This is a genomic window from Pseudochrobactrum sp. sp1633 (genome assembly GCF_030376605.1).
In the GTDB taxonomy this organism is placed as follows: Bacteria; Pseudomonadota; Alphaproteobacteria; order Rhizobiales; family Rhizobiaceae; genus Pseudochrobactrum.
This window is the reverse complement of the sequence record NZ_JARRAE010000007.1, coordinates 1-20,401: the sequence shown is the minus strand read 5'-3', so window position 1 is coordinate 20,401 and position 20,401 is coordinate 1. Positions and strand designations below refer to the sequence as shown.

At 51.4% G+C, this 20,401-nt stretch carries 17 protein-coding genes; 13 read left to right on the top strand and 4 right to left on the bottom strand.

From position 1 onward, the window contains the following. Positions 1-7 precede the first annotated feature (7 nt). Both mutT and P8H26_RS09515 read left to right on the top strand, forming a co-directional pair. Complete coding sequence (mutT, locus tag P8H26_RS09520) at positions 8-418, top strand: 8-oxo-dGTP diphosphatase MutT (protein WP_289632723.1); 411 nt, start codon at positions 8-10, stop codon at positions 416-418. A gap of 144 nt (positions 419-562) precedes the next feature. Continuing rightward, positions 563-919, top strand: a complete 357-nt coding sequence (locus P8H26_RS09515; RefSeq protein WP_289632721.1) for a hypothetical protein — start codon at positions 563-565, stop codon at positions 917-919. Here the strand turns inward: P8H26_RS09515 and P8H26_RS09510 are convergent, their stop codons facing one another. After that, entirely contained in the window at positions 920-1,795 is an 876-nt protein-coding gene (locus P8H26_RS09510) for a methyltransferase domain-containing protein (RefSeq protein ID WP_289632720.1), read from the bottom strand. 138 nt (positions 1,796-1,933) lie between these two features. Between P8H26_RS09510 and P8H26_RS09505 the strand changes: the two genes are divergently transcribed. The 4 genes from P8H26_RS09505 (at position 1,934) to P8H26_RS09490 (ending at position 4,440) form a co-directional block, all read left to right on the top strand. Further along, positions 1,934-2,734 carry a ComF family protein gene (locus tag P8H26_RS09505; RefSeq protein ID WP_374708279.1) on the top strand — a complete coding sequence of 267 codons (801 nt, stop codon included), beginning with the start codon at positions 1,934-1,936 and terminating at the stop codon, positions 2,732-2,734. A 95-nt stretch (positions 2,735-2,829) separates the two neighbouring features. Then, positions 2,830-3,093, top strand: a complete 264-nt coding sequence (grxC, locus tag P8H26_RS09500; RefSeq protein ID WP_289632719.1) for a glutaredoxin 3 — start codon at positions 2,830-2,832, stop codon at positions 3,091-3,093. A 73-nt stretch (positions 3,094-3,166) separates the two neighbouring features. Further along, complete coding sequence (locus P8H26_RS09495; protein ID WP_289632718.1) at positions 3,167-4,018, top strand: carbon-nitrogen hydrolase family protein; 852 nt, start codon at positions 3,167-3,169, stop codon at positions 4,016-4,018. Continuing rightward, positions 4,015-4,440 carry a DUF1178 family protein gene (locus P8H26_RS09490; protein WP_289632717.1) on the top strand — a complete coding sequence of 142 codons (426 nt, stop codon included), beginning with the start codon at positions 4,015-4,017 and terminating at the stop codon, positions 4,438-4,440. The genes P8H26_RS09495 and P8H26_RS09490 overlap by 4 nt, the downstream gene beginning before the upstream one ends. Before the next feature lie 171 nt (positions 4,441-4,611). On the opposite strand, the gene ubiG is transcribed toward P8H26_RS09490, so the two are convergent. Further along, positions 4,612-5,403: a bifunctional 2-polyprenyl-6-hydroxyphenol methylase/3-demethylubiquinol 3-O-methyltransferase UbiG gene (gene ubiG / locus P8H26_RS09485; RefSeq protein WP_289632716.1), complete on the bottom strand. Its 792-nt coding sequence runs from the start codon at positions 5,401-5,403 to the stop codon at positions 4,612-4,614. Between the two features lie 186 nt (positions 5,404-5,589). On the opposite strand from ubiG, the gene P8H26_RS09480 reads away from it, so the two are divergent. The 7 genes from P8H26_RS09480 (at position 5,590) to P8H26_RS09450 (ending at position 17,843) form a co-directional block, all read left to right on the top strand. Next, positions 5,590-6,843, top strand: coding sequence for an aspartate kinase (locus tag P8H26_RS09480; protein ID WP_289632714.1), 1,254 nt, complete (start codon positions 5,590-5,592; stop codon positions 6,841-6,843). Between the two features lie 643 nt (positions 6,844-7,486). After that, entirely contained in the window at positions 7,487-9,757 is a 2,271-nt protein-coding gene (gene ptsP, locus P8H26_RS09475) for a phosphoenolpyruvate--protein phosphotransferase (RefSeq protein WP_289632712.1), read from the top strand. 129 nt (positions 9,758-9,886) lie between these two features. Beyond that, positions 9,887-10,963: a peptide chain release factor 1 gene (gene prfA, locus P8H26_RS09470; protein ID WP_289632711.1), complete on the top strand. Its 1,077-nt coding sequence runs from the start codon at positions 9,887-9,889 to the stop codon at positions 10,961-10,963. A gap of 8 nt (positions 10,964-10,971) precedes the next feature. Next, on the top strand, positions 10,972-11,847 hold the full coding sequence (gene prmC / locus P8H26_RS09465) for a peptide chain release factor N(5)-glutamine methyltransferase (RefSeq protein WP_289632710.1): 876 nt from the start codon (positions 10,972-10,974) through the stop codon (positions 11,845-11,847). Between the two features lie 463 nt (positions 11,848-12,310). After that, entirely contained in the window at positions 12,311-13,249 is a 939-nt protein-coding gene (locus P8H26_RS09460) for a DUF4167 domain-containing protein (RefSeq protein ID WP_289632708.1), read from the top strand. A gap of 360 nt (positions 13,250-13,609) precedes the next feature. Then, positions 13,610-16,210, top strand: a complete 2,601-nt coding sequence (gene clpB, locus P8H26_RS09455) for an ATP-dependent chaperone ClpB (RefSeq protein WP_289632706.1) — start codon at positions 13,610-13,612, stop codon at positions 16,208-16,210. 196 nt (positions 16,211-16,406) lie between these two features. Next, positions 16,407-17,843 (top strand): L,D-transpeptidase, encoded by a 1,437-nt coding sequence (locus P8H26_RS09450; RefSeq protein ID WP_289632705.1) that lies wholly within the window; start codon positions 16,407-16,409, stop codon positions 17,841-17,843. Between the two features lie 46 nt (positions 17,844-17,889). Here the strand turns inward: P8H26_RS09450 and P8H26_RS09445 are convergent, their stop codons facing one another. Next, on the bottom strand, positions 17,890-19,854 hold the full coding sequence (locus P8H26_RS09445) for a M23 family metallopeptidase (RefSeq protein ID WP_289632704.1): 1,965 nt from the start codon (positions 19,852-19,854) through the stop codon (positions 17,890-17,892). 168 nt (positions 19,855-20,022) lie between these two features. Next, the coding region (locus P8H26_RS09440; protein WP_289632703.1) for a hypothetical protein at positions 20,023-20,401 on the bottom strand (379 nt) is incomplete at its 5' end.

The window sequence follows — 20,401 nt, the reverse complement described above, 5'->3', positions numbered from 1 at the left end:
AGTATCTATGACTGAGGGCAAAAAGATTGTGCTGGTGGCAGCCTGTGCGCTGATTGATACGGATGGCCGTATTTTGCTGGCACAACGCCCTGAGGGTAAAAATCTGGCTGGTTTGTGGGAATTTCCGGGCGGCAAGGTTGAAGCCGGTGAAACGCCGGAAGATGCACTGATCCGTGAGTTGCAGGAAGAACTGGGCATTGTGACCAAACATGCCTGTCTCGCACCGCTGACTTTTGCCAGTTATTCTTACGATAAATTTCATCTGCTGATGCCACTTTATATCTGCCGGCGCTATGAGGGCATTGCCCGCTCTATGGAAGGGCAGGCGCTGAAATGGGTGAAACCTAAAGACCTGCGCTCCTATCCGATGCCGCCTGCTGACGAGCCGCTGATCCCTTTCCTGATGGACCTTTTATAAGGCCTCTGTAAAACACCTATAGGACTCCGGCGTATTCTTCATTATTGCGGGTTATTTTCAGTCGTCAGGGCAATTTTTACGATTTTGTTAAGGGATGATTCACTGACATACCGCATGGTAGGATTATCGCGCCGGAGTATGACGATGAGCAGTAATCGCAGTCAGTATCAGTCTGAGTTTCTGACAGACTTTTTTAAAGATGATGAAGAGACAAAATCAGGCTTTATGCCGGTTGCCAAAAGCGGATTTGTACGCTGTGTGCTGCTATTCGGTTCCGCTGTACTGGCATTGACGCTGGTTATCGTGCCGATCTTAAATGAAAAAGCCAATAAGCAGACCGCACAATCGCTGTTTCCTGCCGGTGTGGATATGATGTCCACCGGATCTATTCAGCGCGGCAACAGCGAAAAATCCTATGTCGAACGCAAAAGCCTGCTGCAATCCTCACCACAATCTGTCTGCCTGATCGCCAGTGACGGCACTCAGCAGGGCGATTGCTGATTACTCTTGCGGCTTCTTTTCCGTAGCGAGCAAGGCTTCTGCCAGTGAAGCCTTGGCTGAACCGGGCTTTAGTGGTTGTTGCTGCGATACGTGCGGCGCCCAACCGGACATCCAGATGAATGAGAAACTCGCCCGAATGCGCCCGTCAGGATCACTGAAGCGCTCGGCGTAAATTTCTGCCGCACGGATAAAGAAACGGCGGCTTACCGGTTTGCGCGAACGGCCGGTCAGAATATTGGCCATGCCCATAGCGCGTATATCTGCCATCAGCGCAAACATATTATCATAACGCACAGTGACATTTTCAATGTCGGTTACAGGCAGTGCGAAACCTGCGCGCTGTAGCAAGCCGCCTGCATCCCGCACATCGGCAAAAGGCGCTACACGCGGGCTGACGCCGCCTGTTAGCTCAGACTCGGCTTGCAGCAGCGATTCGCGCAACTCTCCGAGTGTGCCTGCGCCTGTCATGCAGCCAAGAAACAATCCGTCCGGTTTCAGCGCCTGTTTGATCTGCATCATTAAGCCCGGCGTATCATTGGTAAATTGCAGAGTCTGCAGCGAGATAATCAGATCGGTGCTCTGCGGCTCAAGCGGCAGAAATTCCGTGTTGTCTTTTGGCTGATAGTCAACCGTCTCAATGCTTTTGGTTTTACCGGAGTGCTGCAAACTTGCTGCTGCGGAACCGGTATAGGGATTGATTATAACCGCACGGTCAAACTGGCGCTCAACCGTTGAGAGACGATCTTCCAGATCTTGCACAGAGCGTTCCAGCAGAAAATCCGCACCATGTACTGCGCGTTGTGACGTGCGTTTCAAGCGCAATTGCAGCAATGCACTGTCAAAAATACTGTTCGGTGTGGTTTCTGTCGCTGGCATAATTTCGCAATCCCGATATCAGGCGCCGCTCACTTGTCCGGTTTATTGCTGGCCGGTATTTTCTGGCCGACATTTCTCTGGACAGTGCCGGTGCATCTGGCATGGTGCTGTAAATGCGTTCAATCGGGGGCGAATGCAATGGGAGATTTATCGCTTTCTCATGAAACTGTTGTGAGCAGGTGGCGGAACAACCGTCTCATGCAGGCGGCGGCATTGTGTTTAAAAACCTTGCCTGACCGGATTTTCCCCGCAATGTGTGCAGGTTGCGACAGCCCTGTTTCGCAGGCTGGCTGTTTATGCGGTGCGTGCTGGCGCGATGTCCGGTTTTTGGAGGCTCCGCTTTGTCCGGTGATGGGAACGCCCTTTGCACATGATTTTGGTACGCATTTTCTCTCCGCAGAAGCCATTGCCGATCCGCCGCCTTTTCGCCGCTTGCGTTCGGTTGCTTGCCATGACGGCCCTGTACGGCATGCTGGTATTTCGCTTAAATATTATGACCGGCTTGATCTGGTGCCGTGGATGGCACGCTGGATGCAGCGTGCAGGGCATGAATTGCTCAATGATTGCACGGTGATTATTCCGGTGCCGCTGCACCGCAAACGCCTGTGGAAGCGTCGCTATAATCAGGCCGCAGAACTGGCGCGGGTTCTGGCAAAAATCAGTGATAAGGTCTATGAGCCAGCTGTGCTTAAACGCATCAAGGATACACGTCAGCAAGCGGAACTCAGTCAGTCAGAGCGCCTGCGCAATGTGGCGGGGGCTTTTCACGTTGCGGATAAAGATCAGGCGCTGGTGCAAGGGCGCTCTGTTCTACTGATTGATGATGTTTACACCACCGGTGCAACGGTAAAGGCTGCGTGCCGGTCGCTTATCAAGGCTGGTGCGAGCGAGGTGGATGTTCTGACATTCAGCAGGGTTTTGCCCTTTACCCAAAAATAATTATCCGCCTGCCGCATCAACAAACAGTTTCATCAGAGCTTGGATGATGGTGCGGGCATGTTTATATAAGGCCAGGAAATCTGGAGACTCTTGAAATGAATGTTGAAATTTATACCCGTAACGGCTGTGGCTATTGTGATCGTGCAAAGAAACTTCTTGATGTGCGTGCGCCCGGCTACACGGAATTTAATGCGACCGTTGATCCGAAATACCGCGAAGAAATGATGACCCGTTCCGGCGGCACAACATTCCCGCAGGTTTTTGTCGGTGATGTGCATGTCGGTGGTTGTGACGATCTTCATGCGATGGATCGTGAAGGCAAGCTGCAAGTTCTGCTGGAAACTGGTAAACTGGGTTAATTGATAGAGCCGGTCTCTGCCGGAATAATCGTTCCGGCAGACAATTATCAAACGGAAATGGGAGAATAATCCGATGATTAAGGTGGCAGCGATTCAGATGCGCTCCGATGGTGATATGTCCGCCAATATTGCAGCTCTTGAGCGCATGGTTGGTGAGGCCGCCGCTCATGGTGCGCGCTATGTGCAGACACCTGAAAATACCGGGATTATTCAGAATGACCGTGCGCTTTACCGTGCAAGTCTGCATGGCGAGCAGGATGATCCTGTGGTGCGTGCGGCAAGCGCTCTGGCGAAGCAGCATGGCATTTACCTGCATATTGGCTCCACGCCGATTAAGCTTGAAAACGGGCTGATTGCCAATCGTGCTTTTGTTTTTGCGCCGGATGGTTCGAAACTGACAACCTATGACAAGATCCATATGTTTGATGTGGATCTGGATAATGGCGAGAGCTGGCGTGAGTCTGATACAATTTCAGCCGGTGATCGCGCTGTGGTTGCGGAATTGCCGTTTATGAAACTCGGTCTGGCGATCTGCTATGATATCCGCTTCCCGCAACTATTTCAGGCGCAGGCTAATGCTGGTGCCAATGTGATTTCCGCTCCTGCTGCCTTTACCCGTCAGACCGGTGAAGCACACTGGCATATTTTGCAGCGCGCACGGGCGATTGAAAACGGCGCATTTTTGATCTCGGCAGCGCAGGGCGGCTTACACAACGGCAATCGCGAAACCTATGGCCATACAATCATTGTATCGCCGTGGGGCAAGATTCTGGCCGAAGCAGATCATGATGATCCGACCGTGATTTATGCGGATATTAATGTGGCAGACAGTGCTGCTGCCCGCGCTAAAATTCCGAATTTGAAAAATGCGCGTGCGTTTAAACTGGAAACCATTTTTGCCGGAGGCGAGGTGGCAGAGGCATGATGCGGTTTTCTCTGCACTGCGACCAGTCCCATGAGTTTGAGGGCTGGTTTCGCAATAATGAGGATTTCGACAGCCAGATCGCACGCGGTCTGGTGCAATGCCCTGTTTGCCATTCACCCAAGGTGAGTAAAACACTGATGGCGCCCTCTGTGAGCACGGGGCGCACAAAAGAAAAAATCGCTGCAACAATGGGCGAAGCTCAGCGTAAATTGCTGGATGAAATGCGCGAAATCAGCCGTAAAGTGAAAGAAAATGCCGATTATGTCGGTGATCGCTTTGCGGAAGAGGCGCGCAAAATCCATAATGGCGAAGTTGCCGAGCGTGGTATTTATGGTGAGGCGACGCGTGATGAAGTGACATCACTTGTTGAAGACGGCGTTGAAATCATGCCGCTGCCGGTGTTGCCAGAGGATTATAATTAATCCTCTCCAATCTAAATTGAGGATTATAACTGATCCGCGAATAAAGCATTTCCAATCATGTGTTTGATGGTGGAAATGCTTTATATTTTTGTTTTCCGCATTTCCTATCGCAAAACCGGTTCCCACTTTTGCTGGAAATGCTCGGACGGATCAGTTATCTCAAAATCTGATTTAGCGACGTTGCGCAAGAACCATATAATTCACGTCGAGATCGCGTGAACGGCTCCAACTGTCATTCAGCGGATTATAGCTGACGCCGGTTTTTTCCAGTACTGTCAGACCAGCAGCATTCAGCGGTTTTTCCAGCTCTTCAGGGCGTACCAGCTTTTCATATTGATGTGTGCCTTTTGGCAGCCAGCGCAACACATATTCCGCGCCGATAATCGCCAGACCCCATGCTTTCAGTGTGCGGTTGATGGTGGCAACAAACATCAGTCCCTGCGGCTTGACCATTTTCGCCGTAGCAGACATGAACAGATCGACGTCGGAGACATGCTCAACCACTTCCATATTCAGCACGATATCGAACTGCTCACCGGCATCGGCAAGTGCTTCCGCAGTTGTGGCACGGTAATCAATCTCAATACCCATCTCAGCCGCATGGATTTTGGCGACTTCAATATTTGTTGCTGAGGCATCTGCACCGATGACGATTGCACCAAGGCGTGCCATTGGCTCGCATAGCAATCCGCCGCCACAACCGATATCCAGAATGCGCAGACCTTCCAGAGGTTTCGCAGCCAGCGGATCACGGTTGAAATGCTTGCAAATCTGCTCTTTCAGATATTCAAGACGGGTCGGGTTAAACTTATGGAGCGGGCGGAATTTACCCTGTGGATTCCACCATTCGCTGGCAATGCGCGAGAAATGCGCAACTTCAGCAGGGTCAATTGTTGTACGGCCGGATACGGCTTCCTGTGGCTGTTGTGAGCCAGTATCTGTCTGTTTGGACGTGTCGGACATAGCTTTCTCCATTTGTCATCAATGGACTTGTCTGTTCATTGATGAAAGTCAAGTATCTTTTCGCCTGTTGCGCTTGCGAAGTGGTCATAATTTCGGTATGTCAGCATCACTTACCTGTCGGGAGTACCTATCAGTACGATGGCAGGTTCCGTTGGTTCTCATTTTCATTTAGGATATGTCGACATAATGGCGCGCATTGTGATGAAATTCGGCGGTACTTCTGTGGCCGATCTTGAACGGATCCGGAATGTGGCGCGTCACGTCAAACGTGAAGTCGATTCCGGTAATGAAGTGGCAGTTGTGGTTTCGGCTATGGCCGGTAAAACCAATGAACTGGTTGGCTGGACGCGTGAAGCATCGCCGATGCATGATGCGCGTGAATATGATGCGATTGTAGCATCAGGCGAGCAGGTAACAGCTGGTCTTCTGGCAATTGTTCTGCAGTCTATGGGCGTGAATGCGCGCTCATGGCAGGGCTGGCAAATTCCGATTAAAACCGACATGACGCATGGTGCGGCGCGTATTACCGATATCGACGGTTCTTTCCTGATCAAGCGCTTCGGCGAAGGTCAGGTTGCAGTTATCGCCGGTTTTCAGGGTATCAGCCCGGATAACCGTATTTCGACACTGGGTCGTGGCGGTTCTGACACATCGGCTGTGGCGATTGCCGCTTCGGTTAAAGCTGATCGCTGTGATATTTATACGGATGTGGACGGCGTTTATACGACCGACCCGCGTGTAGAGCCTAAAGCCCGCCGTATGGCGAAAATTTCATTCGAAGAGATGCTGGAAATGGCATCCCTTGGCGCCAAAGTGCTGCAGGTTCGCTCTGTTGAGCTGGCAATGGTGCATAAAGTGCGTACATTTGTACGCTCAAGCTTTGAAGATCCGCATGCACCGGGCATGGGCGATCCGCTTAACCCTCCCGGAACGCTGATTTGCGATGAGGAAGAAATCGTGGAACAACAGGTCGTAACAGGTATTGCTTTCGCCCGAGACGAAGCTCAGATTTCATTGCGCCGTGTGGCTGACCGCCCGGGCGTTTCAGCGGCGATTTTCGTTCCGCTGGCTGAAGAGCATATCAATGTCGATATGATCGTTCAGAATGTTTCTGAAGACGGCTCGAAAACCGATATGACTTTCACCGTTCCTTCCGGTGATATGGATAAGGCCGTACACGCGCTGGATAAGGTTAAGGCTGAAATCGGCTGTGACTCCATTCAGTCGGAAACCGGCCTTGCCAAGATTTCTGTGATCGGCACCGGTATGCGTTCGCATGCAGGTGTTGCGGCTACAGCTTTCAAAGCACTGGCTGAAAAAGGCATCAATATCCGTGCGATCACGACATCTGAGATTAAGATCTCGATCCTGATCGACAGTGCCTATACGGAACTGGCGGTACGAACCCTGCATTCTGTTTACGGGCTGGATAAGCACTAACAGTCGCGTGAATTATAAAGTTTCAGAAAGGCAGTGCTTCGCGGCGCTGCCTTTTTTGTTTTGTATCAAAATGCAGGCTTCAGTCTAACCGCAGTGTTCGCTTTGCGATCTGTGTCCGGACGCATAGTCCAGCCGTCTGAAACGGGTCTGCTACCATAGGCGCATGCCGCAAATTAATTTCATACCGAAGCAAAACAGTATGATAGTCTTTTGATGTTGGTGCTTTGCTGGTTGAGCTATGCGCTGAATGCATAGCTTTAGGATAATTCTTCGGGTGCAATTATTCTTATTCAATGAATATAATGTGGTAGGGGCGATTTGAATATCTTTGTTGATGAAGGCACTTTAATCGGTTTATGCCTTATTTTGAGCACCTGAACCGGCATAAGGGCGGCATAAACTATAAGATTTTAATGGTTTCACCCTAGACGATTGTGAGAAAAATGCTCACAAGCAAAACAAACTGAGCTATGCACACAGTGGTGTGATTCGTGATCAGGCTGGTCGTGTATTATAAAAGACCAAACAATGCCGGGCTGAGACTGATCAGATAAGCAGTTAAGGCCATTGAGCAGAGCATGTGCAAGATAAGTATTGTGGTGTGATCATTGGTGTGAGGTATCTGGAGGAGCATTGAGACCCTATGCGTGAGCTTGCAGCCGGACCCCGGATTTTGCTCAAGCGTCTTCGCGCTTTAATGGCGGAAGCGCTCGAACCGCAGGAACGTCTTGACCGTATCGTGCGCGAAATCGCGCAAAATATGGTGGCGGAGGTCTGTTCTTTTTATGTACTTCGCTCCGACGAAATTCTCGAACTCTATGCGACCGAAGGTCTGAACCCGCAGGCTGTGCATCTGGCGCAATTGCGTCTGGGGCAGGGGCTTGTCGGCACGATTGCTGCAACCGCACGTCCGCTCAACCTGACTGATGCGCAGAGCCATCCGGCCTTTACCTATCTGCCGGAAACAGGCGAAGAAATTTACAACTCATTCCTTGGTGTGCCGGTTTTACGGGCGGGACGCACGATGGGTGTGCTTGTGGTGCAGAACCGCACCAAACGTGCCTATCGCGAAGATGAGCTGGAAGCGCTGGAAACAACGGCGATGGTGCTGGCGGAAATGGTGGCCTCCGGCAATCTGACACGTCTTGCACGCCCGGGCGTGGAGCTGACCAATGGTCGTTCCGTCAGCTTTAACGGTCATGCCTATAATGAGGGCGTGGGGCTGGGGCATGTTCTGCTGCATGAACCGCGCATCGTGGTGACCAATCTTTTTAATGAAGATATCGAGCATGAAATCACGCGGCTTGATGAAGCGATGGGATCGCTGCGTCTTTCGATTGACGACATGCTATCGCGCCGTGATGTGGCCGTAGAAGGTGAGCATCGGGATGTGCTCGAGGCTTACCGCATGTTTGCCCATGATCGTGGCTGGATGCGGCGCTTAGAAGAGGCCATCCGCAATGGTCTGACTGCAGAAGCAGCAGTCGAAAAAGTGCAGAGTGATACGCGTGCACGGATGATGCATCTGAGCGATCCTTACATGCGCGAGCGCCTCAGTGATTTTGATGATCTTGCCAACCGTCTGATGCGGCAGCTGATGGGGTATGACCCGAAAACCGCAGCCGAAGTGATGGCCAAGGATTCGATTATCGTTGCCCGTTCGATGGGTGCTGCGGAATTGCTGGATTATCCGCGCGAACGTGTACGCGGGCTGGTGCTGGAAGACGGCGCCACCACAAGCCATGTTGTTATTGTAGCACGTGCTATGGGGATTCCTGTTGTCGGTCAGGCCAAGGGCGTGGTCGCGCTGGCTGAAAACAGTGACGCCATCATCATTGACGGTGAGGACGGGCGCGTTCATTTGCGGCCGCAGTCTGATGTGGAGGCTGCCTATGCCGAGAAGGTGCGGTTCCGTGCCAAGCGGCAGGCGCTGTATCGTGAATTGCGGGATAAGCCGTGTGTTACCAAAGATGGCCAGCCTGTTGCATTGCTGATGAATGGCGGGCTGATTGTTGATCTGCCGCAGCTCAAAGAATCCGGTGCAGACGGCGTTGGTCTGTTCCGCACAGAATTGCAGTTTATGGTGGCATCCACCTTCCCGCGTTCCGGTCAGCAGGAAAAACTCTACCGCGCGGTTCTGGAAGCCGCCGGTGATAAGCCTGTGACTTTCCGTACGCTGGATATCGGCGGTGATAAGGTGCTGCCTTATTTTCGTTCCAACGCCCATGAGGAAAATCCGGCGATGGGCTGGCGGGCAATCCGCTTGGCGCTTGACCGGCCAGGTTTGATGCGCACCCAGTTGCGTGCCCTGCTGAAAGCGGCGGGCGGGCGTGAATTGCGCATTATGCTGCCGATGGTGACAGAGGTTGCCGAAGTGCGTGCTACCCGTGAGATTATCGAGCGGGAGGTTAACTATCTGACGCGTTTTGATTATCAGCCGCCGAGCAAATTAAAAATCGGGGCGATGATCGAAGTGCCGTCACTGCTCTGGCAGCTGGATGAGTTGATGCAGGAAGTGGACTTCGCTTCGGTGGGTTCCAATGACCTGTTCCAGTTCATCATGGCGGTTGATCGCGGCAATGCACAGATTGCGGATCGTTTTGACCAGCTGTCTCCGGCATTTTTGCGCGTACTTCTGCAAATTGCAGAGGCGGGCAAGCGCCATGACAAGCCGGTAACATTATGCGGTGAGATGGCTGGTAAGCCATTGACGGCGATGATGCTGATCGGATTGGGTTTTCGCTCGATCTCTATGTCTGCGGCGGCAGTCGGGCCGGTGAAGAATATGCTGCTTTCGCTTGATGCAGCAAAACTGAACACCGTTTTGAGCGAGCTTGTGCATAAATCCGGTGCCAATGGCTCAATCCGGGAGCATCTGGTTCGCTTTGCGAATGAACAGGAAATCCCCCTGTAAAGGCCTTGCTTTTATGGTGTAAAATTTCGCAATCAAATGTTTCCGTTTGATTGCGAAATGCTTTATGGGTGCCTGCATAAAGCCAGAAACTCTGTTTCAGACATGTAATTTCAGTATCAGGATTATCGGATGGTTGCGCTGCCGCAAGACAGAATGGATCAGTTGCTCAAGCATTTTATGATGCTTGAAGCGCAGATGGCCAATAATCCTTCGCCGGAAACCTATGTGAAACTGGCTTCGGAATATTCATCGCTGGAAGATGTAGCGCTGAAAATTCGTGAATTGCAGGCTGCACGTCTGGAACTGAATGATCTGGTTTCAATGCGCGATGACGCATCCGGTGACGCGGAAATGCGTGCGCTGGCAGAAATGGAGATTCCGGAAACCCAAACCAAAATTGAGGATCTCGAGGCCGAGGTTCAGATTTTACTGCTGCCGAAAGATGCAGCAGATGAGAAAAACGCCATTCTGGAAATTCGTGCCGGAACCGGTGGCTCCGAGGCTGCATTATTCGGTGGTGATCTCTTCCGCATGTATGAGCGCTATGCGGCCGATAAAGGCTGGCGCGTTGAAGTCATGTCTACCAGCGAAGGTGATGCAGGCGGCTTTAAGGAAGTTATCGCAACGATTTCCGGCAAGGGCGTGTTCTCCAAGCTGAAATTTGAATCCGGCGTGCATCGTGTGCAGCGTGTGCCTGACACAGAAGGCAGCGGCCGCATCCATACGTCTGCGGCAACGGTGGCCGTGCTGCCGGAAGCGGAAGATATTGATATTGAAATCCGCAATGAAGATATCCGTATTGATACGATGCGCGCATCGGGTGCCGGCGGGCAGCATGTTAACACTACAGACTCGGCGGTGCGTATCACGCATATTCCGACAGGGATTATGGTGGTGCAGGCAGAAAAATCGCAGCATCAGAACCGTGCGCGTGCCATGCAGATTTTGCGCGCCCGTCTTTATGACATAGAACGTCAGCGCGCTGAAAATGAGCGTTCAGAGGCGCGGCGCAGTCAGGTTGGTTCCGGTGACCGTTCGGAGCGCATCCGCACCTATAACTTTCCGCAAGGCCGCGTGACGGATCACCGTATCAACCTCACGCTCTATAAGCTTGATCGTGTGATGATGGGTGAGCTTGATGAACTGGTGGATGCGCTGATTTCTGATCACCAAACCGCATTGCTGGCGGAATTGGGTGATAACTGACAGCCATTATGACAAATCAGGAAACCACAATAAACACACTCAGCCAGTTGCTGGCCTTTGCACGTCTTGCATTGCGCGAGGCTGATATTGATAGTGCGGAACTGGATGCACGTCTGTTGGTTCAAAAATATACCGGCTATACGCTGACGGATTTTGTGACCCGTCCGGATGCGCTTGTCACACCGGACATTGTGCGCGATCTGCAAAGTGCAATGCGGCGCAGACTTGCCGGTGAGCCTGTTCACCGAATCATTGGTGAGCGTGAATTTTATGGCCTTAATTTCAAATTAAATGCGGATACGCTTGAGCCGCGCCCTGATACGGAAGCCCTGATCGGGCTGGTTCTCCCGTTATTAGAGCAAAAAATTGCCGATAAAGGCTTTGCCGATTTTCTGGATATGGGCACCGGAACGGGTGCAATTGCTGTCACGCTGCTTCATGAAATCAAAGAGGCGCGCGGTGTCGCGGTTGATGTTGCGGCGGGTGCTTTGCAAGCTGCGCGCATCAACGCCAGGCAGGCTGGTGTTTCATCAAGACTGGCCGTTTTGCAAAGTGACTGGTTTGGTTCTGTACGCGGAAAATACGATCTGATCGTTTCAAATCCACCTTATATTCCAGCAAAAACAGTGCTTAAACTGGACAGGGAAGTTAAAGATTACGACCCGCACCGTGCTCTGGATGGTGGCGAGGACGGATTGAATTTTTATCGTGCTCTTGCAAAACATGGTGGTGCATACCTACATGAAAATGGTATAATCGCCGTGGAAATCGGGGCAGGACAGGCGGAAGATACAGAGACAATCTTTGCACAATATGCATTCCGTCTGATTGGTGTGGCCGAGGATTTGGCTGGTCATAAACGGGCATTGTCATTTCAGCGTTGACTTTAATGTTTAATATGCCCAAAAAAGACTTGGAATTTGTAGCGAACACGTCTAATTTCCCGTCACCGCTGCTGCATCGCACGTCCTGTAGGATAGGTAAAAGATGCAGTAACAGTTTGGACTAATGCATAACCCAATCTTTGAACCGGCAGCGATTTAAAGAGTTATGCAATAGTAAGTCGGACAGATTTGTCAGCCTGAAACCATATGTTTGAAATCGGATCAATGTAAATGCGTATCGGATGATACGGAATTATTTTGTCATTCAGACATTTTGATCAGCGAGCTGTCTGGTGGTTTTTTAACCGACCTCCTTTGCGGAGTTGCTGAAACGGCAGCGCAAAACTTAAATAAAATTATACGCTGAAGGTGCGGGGCGCACTTTCTGTCATTGTAGTTGCGAAATCGCTCAGCCCTTTCAGCTGATATGATTTCTTCGCCCCTAATCTGAAAAGAGATGAGTATGAGGCCAGGACAGCAGAACAGGCGCATGCGTGGACGGGGGAATAATAACCGTAAGGGCCCTAATCCTCTTTCCCGTAATTACGAAAGTAACGGACCTGATGTAAAAATCAGGGGCAATGCGCAGCATATCGCCGAAAAATATATGACTTTGGCTCGTGATGCGCAGGCGACCGGCGACCGGGTTATTGCAGAAAATTATTTGCAGCACGCTGAACATTACAACCGTATTATTCTGGCTGCTCAGGCTCAGAATCCTGTGCCGGTAGCGCGCGATGAAGCGTTTGATGATGATTTTGACGATGATGATGCGATGGAGCAGGGTCATTCCGGTCAGATGGCGCATCAGGAAGTCTATGACGGCAGCGGCCCGCAGCCTGTGATTGAAGGCACGCCTGCTGAAGTGATGTATGGTGAAGAAAATTCCCGTTCTTCCAACCGTAATAACCGCCAGCAGAATAATCGTCAGGATCGCGGCGACCGTAATGATCGCAACGATCGTAATGACCGTAATGACCGTAACAATGATCGTCAGGGTCGCATGCAGCGTCCGCGCCGTCATCAGCGCCCTGAATATGCTGCTGAACAAGGTCAGGAAACGGCCGCAGCATCGCAGGTTCCTTATGAGCAGCCTGCAGAGCAGCCGGTAATCGCTTCGGCACCGGTTGTTACATCAACTTATGCAGAACCTGTTGCGGCTGAAGTGACTGAAGCGCCGGTTGTACGTCGTCGCCCGCGTGCGGCAGCACCTGTTGTGCAGGATGCGGATGATGCGCCGGTTGCAGAAGTGAAACAGGATGCCGGTTCAGATGCAGCTGGCGGTGAAGATGCACCGGCACCGCGTGCCCGCCGTGTTTTGCGTCCGCGCCGGACAACGCGGACTGCGAAAGCGGATTCCGAGGGACAGGATCAGGACACAGCTTTGGCTGAAACAGAGTAATCTGTTCTTCTGTGATTATAGAAACCGGCGGCTCAACCGCCGGTTTTTTTTATGCCCGTAAGGTGCGGTTTGCCTTCGTTCCCTTGTGGAGAAAGAGCTTAAACCCTGTTGTGATAATAATTTTTCACCTTCATGCTTTCAGCCCTTGCAGGGAGAGGGGTATCGCCCCATATCCCTTGAGACAGGATGCCGGAGCAATTTATTCCACGCATTTCCAGTAAAACTGGTTCTGATTTTTGTCGGAAATATTTTGTCCCGTTTATCTAAAGTCTGCTGAATAATGGTTCCTGCCTTTAAGGGGGAGCCGTCACCCATGATCTTTCGATGCCTTTAAGGGTCGGGAGGCGAAAAGGAGACACTATGAATATTGAGAAATACAGCGAACGCGTACAGGGTTTTATCCAGTCTGCGCAGAGCTTTGCGTTGAATTCTGATAATCAGCAATTCGCGCCTGAACACCTGCTCAAAGTACTGGTGGATGATGAAGAAGGTCTGGCTTCCGGCCTGATTGAACGTGCGGGCGGTCGTCTTACCGATATTAAAATCGGCCTTCAGGGCGCTCTGGCTGCATTGCCAAAAGTGACCGGCGGTAACGGTCAGCTTTATCTGGCACCTGCGCTTGCAAAAATTTTGACCACTGCGGAAGAACTGGCCACGAAAGCCGGTGACAGCTATGTCACGGTTGAGCGTTTGCTCACCGCTTTCACGCTGGAAAAAAGCGCAAAAACCTATGACATTTTGACGAAAGCAGGCGTGACAGCCAAAGCACTGAATGAGGTAATTAATCAGATGCGTAAAGGCCGGACTGCCGATAGTGCTTCTGCTGAAGCCAATTTTGAAGCGCTGAAAAAATATGCCCGTGATCTGACCGAGGATGCGCGTTCCGGCAAGCTTGATCCGGTGATTGGCCGCGATGATGAAATCCGCCGCACCATTCAGGTTCTGTCACGCCGTACCAAGAATAATCCGGTGCTGATCGGTGAGCCGGGCGTGGGTAAAACCGCGATTGCCGAAGGTCTTGCACTGCGTATCGTCAATGGTGACGTGCCTGAATCGCTGAAAGACAAGCGTTTGATGGCACTGGACATGGGCGCACTGATTGCCGGTGCGAAATATCGCGGTGAATTTGAAGAACGTCTGAAGTCTGTGCTGAATGAAGTTGAAGCCGCTGCCGGTGAGATCATCTTGTTCATTGATGAGATGCACACTCTGGTCGGTGCTGGTAAGTCGGACGGTGCAATGGATGCATCCAACTTGCTCAAGCCTGCGCTTGCGCGTGGTGAGCTACATTGTGTTGGTGCAACGACACTGGAAGAATACCGCAAATATGTTGAAAAAGATGCGGCGCTTGCCCGTCGTTTCCAGCCGGTATTCGTTAATGAGCCGACCATTGAAGATACGATCTCGATCTTACGCGGCTTGAAAGAAAAATACGAACAGCATCATAAAGTGCGTATCTCGGATTCTGCTCTGGTTTCGGCGGCAAGTTTGTCGAACCGTTACATTACGGATCGCTTTCTGCCGGATAAGGCGATTGATCTTGTGGATGAAGCCGCTGCACGCCTGCGTATGCAGGTGGATTCCAAGCCGGAAGAGTTGGATGAAATGGATCGCCGTGTGATGCAGCTGAAGATCGAGCGTGAAGCTCTGAAGCTGGAAACTGATACGGCCTCGAAAGACCGGTTACAGCGTCTTGAAAAAGAACTGACCGATCTGGAAGAGGAATCCGCTGAACTGACTGCCAAATGGCAGGCAGAAAAGCAGAAACTCGGCCATGCAGCAGATCTGAAAAAGCAACTTGAAGATGCGCGTAATGCTTTGGCGGCTGCCCAGCGTAATGGTGAGTTCCAGAAAGCCGGTGAACTGGCCTATGGCACAATCCCGCAGCTGGAAAAGCAACTGAGTGATGCGGAAGCACAGGAAAATACCGGCACAATGCTGGAAGAAACTGTGTCGCCGGATCATATTGCGCAGATCATCTCCCGCTGGACAGGTATTCCGGTAGACCGGATGCTGGAAGGCGAACGGGAAAAACTGCTGCGTATGGAAGATGAGATCGGCAAACGGGTGATCGGTCAGGGGGAGGCTGTGCAGGCGGTATCCCGTGCGGTTCGCCGTGCGCGTGCCGGATTGCAGGATCCGAACCGCCCGATCGGCTCGTTTATCTTCTTAGGCCCGACCGGTGTGGGTAAAACAGAATTGACCAAGGCTTTGGCCAGTTTCCTGTTCTCGGATGACACGGCTATGGTTCGGATTGATATGTCCGAATTCATGGAAAAGCATTCCGTATCCCGTCTGATCGGTGCGCCTCCGGGCTATGTCGGTTATGAGGAAGGTGGCGTGCTCACCGAAGCGGTGCGTCGTCGCCCGTATCAGGTGATCCTGTTTGACGAGATTGAAAAGGCGCATCCGGATGTTTTCAACGTGCTGTTGCAGGTGCTTGATGACGGCCGGTTGACCGATGGTCAGGGACGTACTGTGGATTTCCGCAATACGCTAATCATTATGACGTCCAATCTCGGCGCGGAATATCTTGTTTCGCTGAATGAAGATCAGGATGTGGACAGTGTGCGTGATGAAGTGATGGGCGTCGTGCGTGCATCGTTCCGTCCGGAATTCCTCAACCGTGTGGATGAGATCATTCTGTTCCATCGTCTGCGTCGTTCCGAAATGGGAGCCATTGTCGATATTCAGCTGGCAAGGTTGCAGAACCTGCTGAGTGACCGCAAGATCACGCTGGATGTTGAGGCAGATGCCCGTAACTGGCTGGCCGATAAGGGCTATGACCCTGCTTATGGTGCCCGTCCGCTGAAACGGGTGATCCAGAAACAGGTACAGGATCCGCTGGCCGAGAAAATTCTCGGCGGTGAAATCCTTGATGGCTCTGTGGTGGATATTTCGGCAGGGTCTGACCGGCTGGTTTTCCAGCCAAAGAGATCAGGATTTGATAAACCTGATTGAATGAGCAGCAGGCGGCACCGTTGTCAGACGGTGCCGCCTTTTATTTGATTAAAAATATCTGCGCCGGAGCATCTTCTTCATATGCAGTTAAGTTATTAACCATAAAAATGGCCTGATCTGTAATTAGAGCATGATCTGTCAGTCGGCTGACGGATGAAATGATGATTTGCGCATTAAAAGGTGTCGTATGCAGAAAATGCGGGGAATTCTTTGGAAGACTTATATCGGACTGTCCGTGACAGTGCTGACTGGTCTGACGTCGGGAACCGTTTTTGCTTCTCCGCAAGCAAGGATAAGCTCTGCCCCTGCGGATGAACGCCCTGTTTTAATGGCGCAGCTTTATGATCCGGGTGAAGAAATTTATCAAGATAATAATGTGCGGGTTTATATTGATCCGTCGGGACGACAGGTGACGATGGATCGTCACGGCAAAATTTTACGCATTCAGGAGCAACCGGGCGGGTATCAGCCGCGTTCTGCGCCACAGCCGGATAATAATGACAACTGGACTTTGAATGGTCCGGTTGATGGTGGTGTTCCTTATGATGGCTTTGCAAATGTGCCGGATAATGCCGGCGTGGATTATTATCCTGCACCGCCGTCTTCAGGGCGCGGAGGTGTTGTGAATAATGCAGGTGTAGAGCGTTCTACCTTGCCGGATGTTGGCAGTTCAGCCTCTCTCGACAACAATGATTTTAAACCGGCGATTGAAGGTTCTTACGGAAACCCATCTGGTTTGCCATCAGCTGACACGCAGACACCATCAGTAACAATGCCGAAAGGGCAGGGCGCCAAGACCAAGCTGGCATCGTATCAGATATTGCTTGATCGTGCGGGAACCTCGCCGGGTGTGATTGACGGTAAAGCAGGCAGCAATGTCGACAAGGCTGCAGCTTCATATTTTGAAGTGACCGGATTGACCATTAATCCTGCGGATGAGGCGCAGGTGAATGCGCAGCTGGAAGCAACTGGCGGGCCCGCTTTCATAGACTATACAATTACAAATGAGGATATCGGGCGTTTTTATATCGCTTCCGTTCCGAATGATTATAGTGAGAAGGCCAAGCTGCCTGAAATGGCCTATGTTTCCCCGCGTGAAATGCTGGCAGAGAAATTCCATATTGATGAAAACTATTTACAGGAAATCAATCCGGGGATCAGCTTTCGCCAGCCGGGAGAGATGATCCGTGTGCCAAATTTAGCAAAGCAAAAACGCTCACCGGTTGCCAAAATCATTGCAGATAAAGCGCGTAAGCAAGTGCGCGGTTATGATGCCAATGGCAAACTGGTTGTGGCTTACCCGTCGACAATCGGGTCGGCAGATAATCCTTCCCCATCCGGCATTGTGACGGTCGAACGGATCGCGACCAATCCGAATTATACCTATAATCCGAAGATCAATTTCAAACAGGGTAATAATGACAAGGTGCTCATCGTGCCGCCGGGGCCGAACGGGCCTGTCGGTACCGTATGGATCGCACTGTCAAAACCGACTTATGGTATTCACGGAACACCTGATCCGTCCCGTATCGGAAAAACAGCCAGCCACGGGTGTATCCGCCTTGCGAATTGGGATGCGGAAGAACTGGTAAAGCTCGTAAAGCCGGGTGTGACTGTTGAGTTTACAGAGTAGAAAATAAAAAAACGGCCTCAACGGCCGTTTTTTATTGAGCAAAATATCAGCTTTTTGCCTGAGATGTATTGGCAACTTTGGCGGACGCATCCCCCTTGCCATCAAGCAGCTGATCAATGCGGTCGCGCTCACGTATAAAGACTTCAAGCTGCTTTCCGCTTAAAGACTGGCTATTCGGCATACGGATACGCATCGGATCAACTTTTGCTCCGTTGACGATAACTTCATAGTGCAAGTGCGGGCCAGTCGAGAGGCCGGTTGAACCGACATAACCGATCAGCTGCCCCTGACGAACACGGGCGCCGGGGGTGATGCCGGATGCAATTGCATTCTGGTGGTTGTAACTGCTCTGATAACCATTGCCGTGGCGGATAATGGTTTGGTTGCCGTAACCGTTTGCCCACCCTGCTTTTTCAACAACGCCATTACCGGCCGCCAGAATTGGTGAACCGCGCGGTGCACGCCAGTCAACGCCGGTATGCATGCGGACATAACCGAGAATCGGGTGGCGGCGGCCACCAAATGGTGAACCAAACACGCCATTCGGCACCGGTTTTCTGATCAGAAACTGCTGCGCGCTACGGCCGTTTTCATCAAAAAACTCAATGCCACCTTCCGGTGACTGGTAGCGATAGAATTTTCGCGTGGTCCCGCCCATATTGGCGCTGACATAGAGCAGCTGCGATTCTTCATTTGCACTGTCAGAATCTTCCGGCAGCGAGAAGAATGCTTCAATCGCATCGGAGCGTGCGATTTTTGATTGCAGATCAACATCATTGGCCAGCATTTTAACCAGCTGCCGCGCCATGTCATTTGTCATGCCATAGGCGAGTGATGCTTTATACACAGCATCATAAACAGAAGGTAATTCACCGCGGATCGTTGGCGGTGGTGCAGAATCATCAAAAGCGGTCTGTACAAGCGGGGTCATTTCCGGTTCATCAGACGGGACATATTGTTTCTGATCATCCAGCGCGACCGTTACAATATGGGTTGTCCCGTTATAGAGTGTAACGCGGACAATATGATCCTCTTCCTCAGAGGACATGACCCCCACCCGTAATACGCTTCCGGCTTTGAGGCGCGGGGAATTCATCAGCTTAGCCAGCGCTTCAGCGATATTGTCCGCATCTTCGCCTTCGTAACCGCTTTTATTCAGAGCATCGATGATTTTGGAATCTGTCCGGAACGGAATAATATCCTCGGAGAAGCCGGTATTTGTTTCACCGTCGAGTAGGCGGTTGCTGACACTGACGTTTTCCTGAGTAATCCGTACCCCAAGCGGTTGCGTGAGCGTATAAGAAGAGTCGCTGTTACCAAAGCGCAGCGGGTCAACATAATGCAGTGATGCAATCTGAACATCACCGTCGGTCAGCAACTGGCCGGTACTGCGAACAACTTTTTCAACTTCATCGCTGGTCAGATCGGATGCTGAATCATACGTGCTGGCGCCTACCGGAAAATCAATGGTGCGCAGGCTGATTTCGCTTTCAACTTTAGCGCCGTAAATCTGCCCTGTATTAACGGGCTGCACTTGTTGTTTTGCACCCTCAGAAAAAACAGACATCGCATCGAATGCCGGATATTGGCGGCTTGCCGGATGATCAGCTGCCAATGCCATACGTACATATTCAAAAGGTTTCGTGCGGATGACTTCCCGCTCACCGATTTTTTGCATGGTTGATACATCCATGCGACGACGGTCACGGCTCTTCTGTTTGGTGACAGTCGCGATAACACGGCTGCCCTTTGCCATTTCTTGAGCATCGGCTTTAGATGAATGTGGTTCTTTGGTTGCAAGTTCCGGTGGGGTCGCCAATTGTTGACGTCCGTCGAGCGCAGCAAACAGCGCAACACCGATTAACAATGAAGCAGTAATACCTGTCAGAAATGTGCCGGCCAGCCAGCGCGCAGAAATTTCACGCCGGTCCGGTGGTCCGCGGCGCCCGTCGGTAATGAGCGGCGGCTCGTCGCCGGGGTCGCTGGAGTTGGTCACGATCTGCTGGTTCATGCCGTGCGGTGCCATTCCTTATATATGTTGTCCGCATGCCAGAAGCTGGCGGAAAAAACCGGCGAAATATCCGATTGCCTCAGGTGAGAAGCAAAGTTTTGCCTGTGCACACCGGCCAAGTCAATGTGATGACGGTAAACAAATGAATTATGCGGAATCATTCCACGACTATTCATCCTGTAGAAACTGCTGGCGTCGAAGCAAAGTGTGTTTCGACAATGTTTGCGTAAGACCTGAATAGGGCGTGTTTGTGATCAAGGTAAAATTGAGTGCTGAAAACTGCATTATATAGAGCGCTGTGAGTTGAGCGCTTTGCAGTGGGTTAAATTGACTGGTGAGATGACTGTGGAATACCCAAAGCAGGAGGTGACTTGTCAGATTCGGAGCGTAACGCATCCAAAAATCGTACTGATTCATGAAATTCCACGTTTTGATTCTGTTTTTGTGAGTCGAAACAAGGGTTTGTGGTGGTGTTTTGATATATGTGCGGTGAGTTTTGGGTGGTTTTGCGCTCTTTTGTTGGTGGGTGAGGGGATAAAGAGGGGTG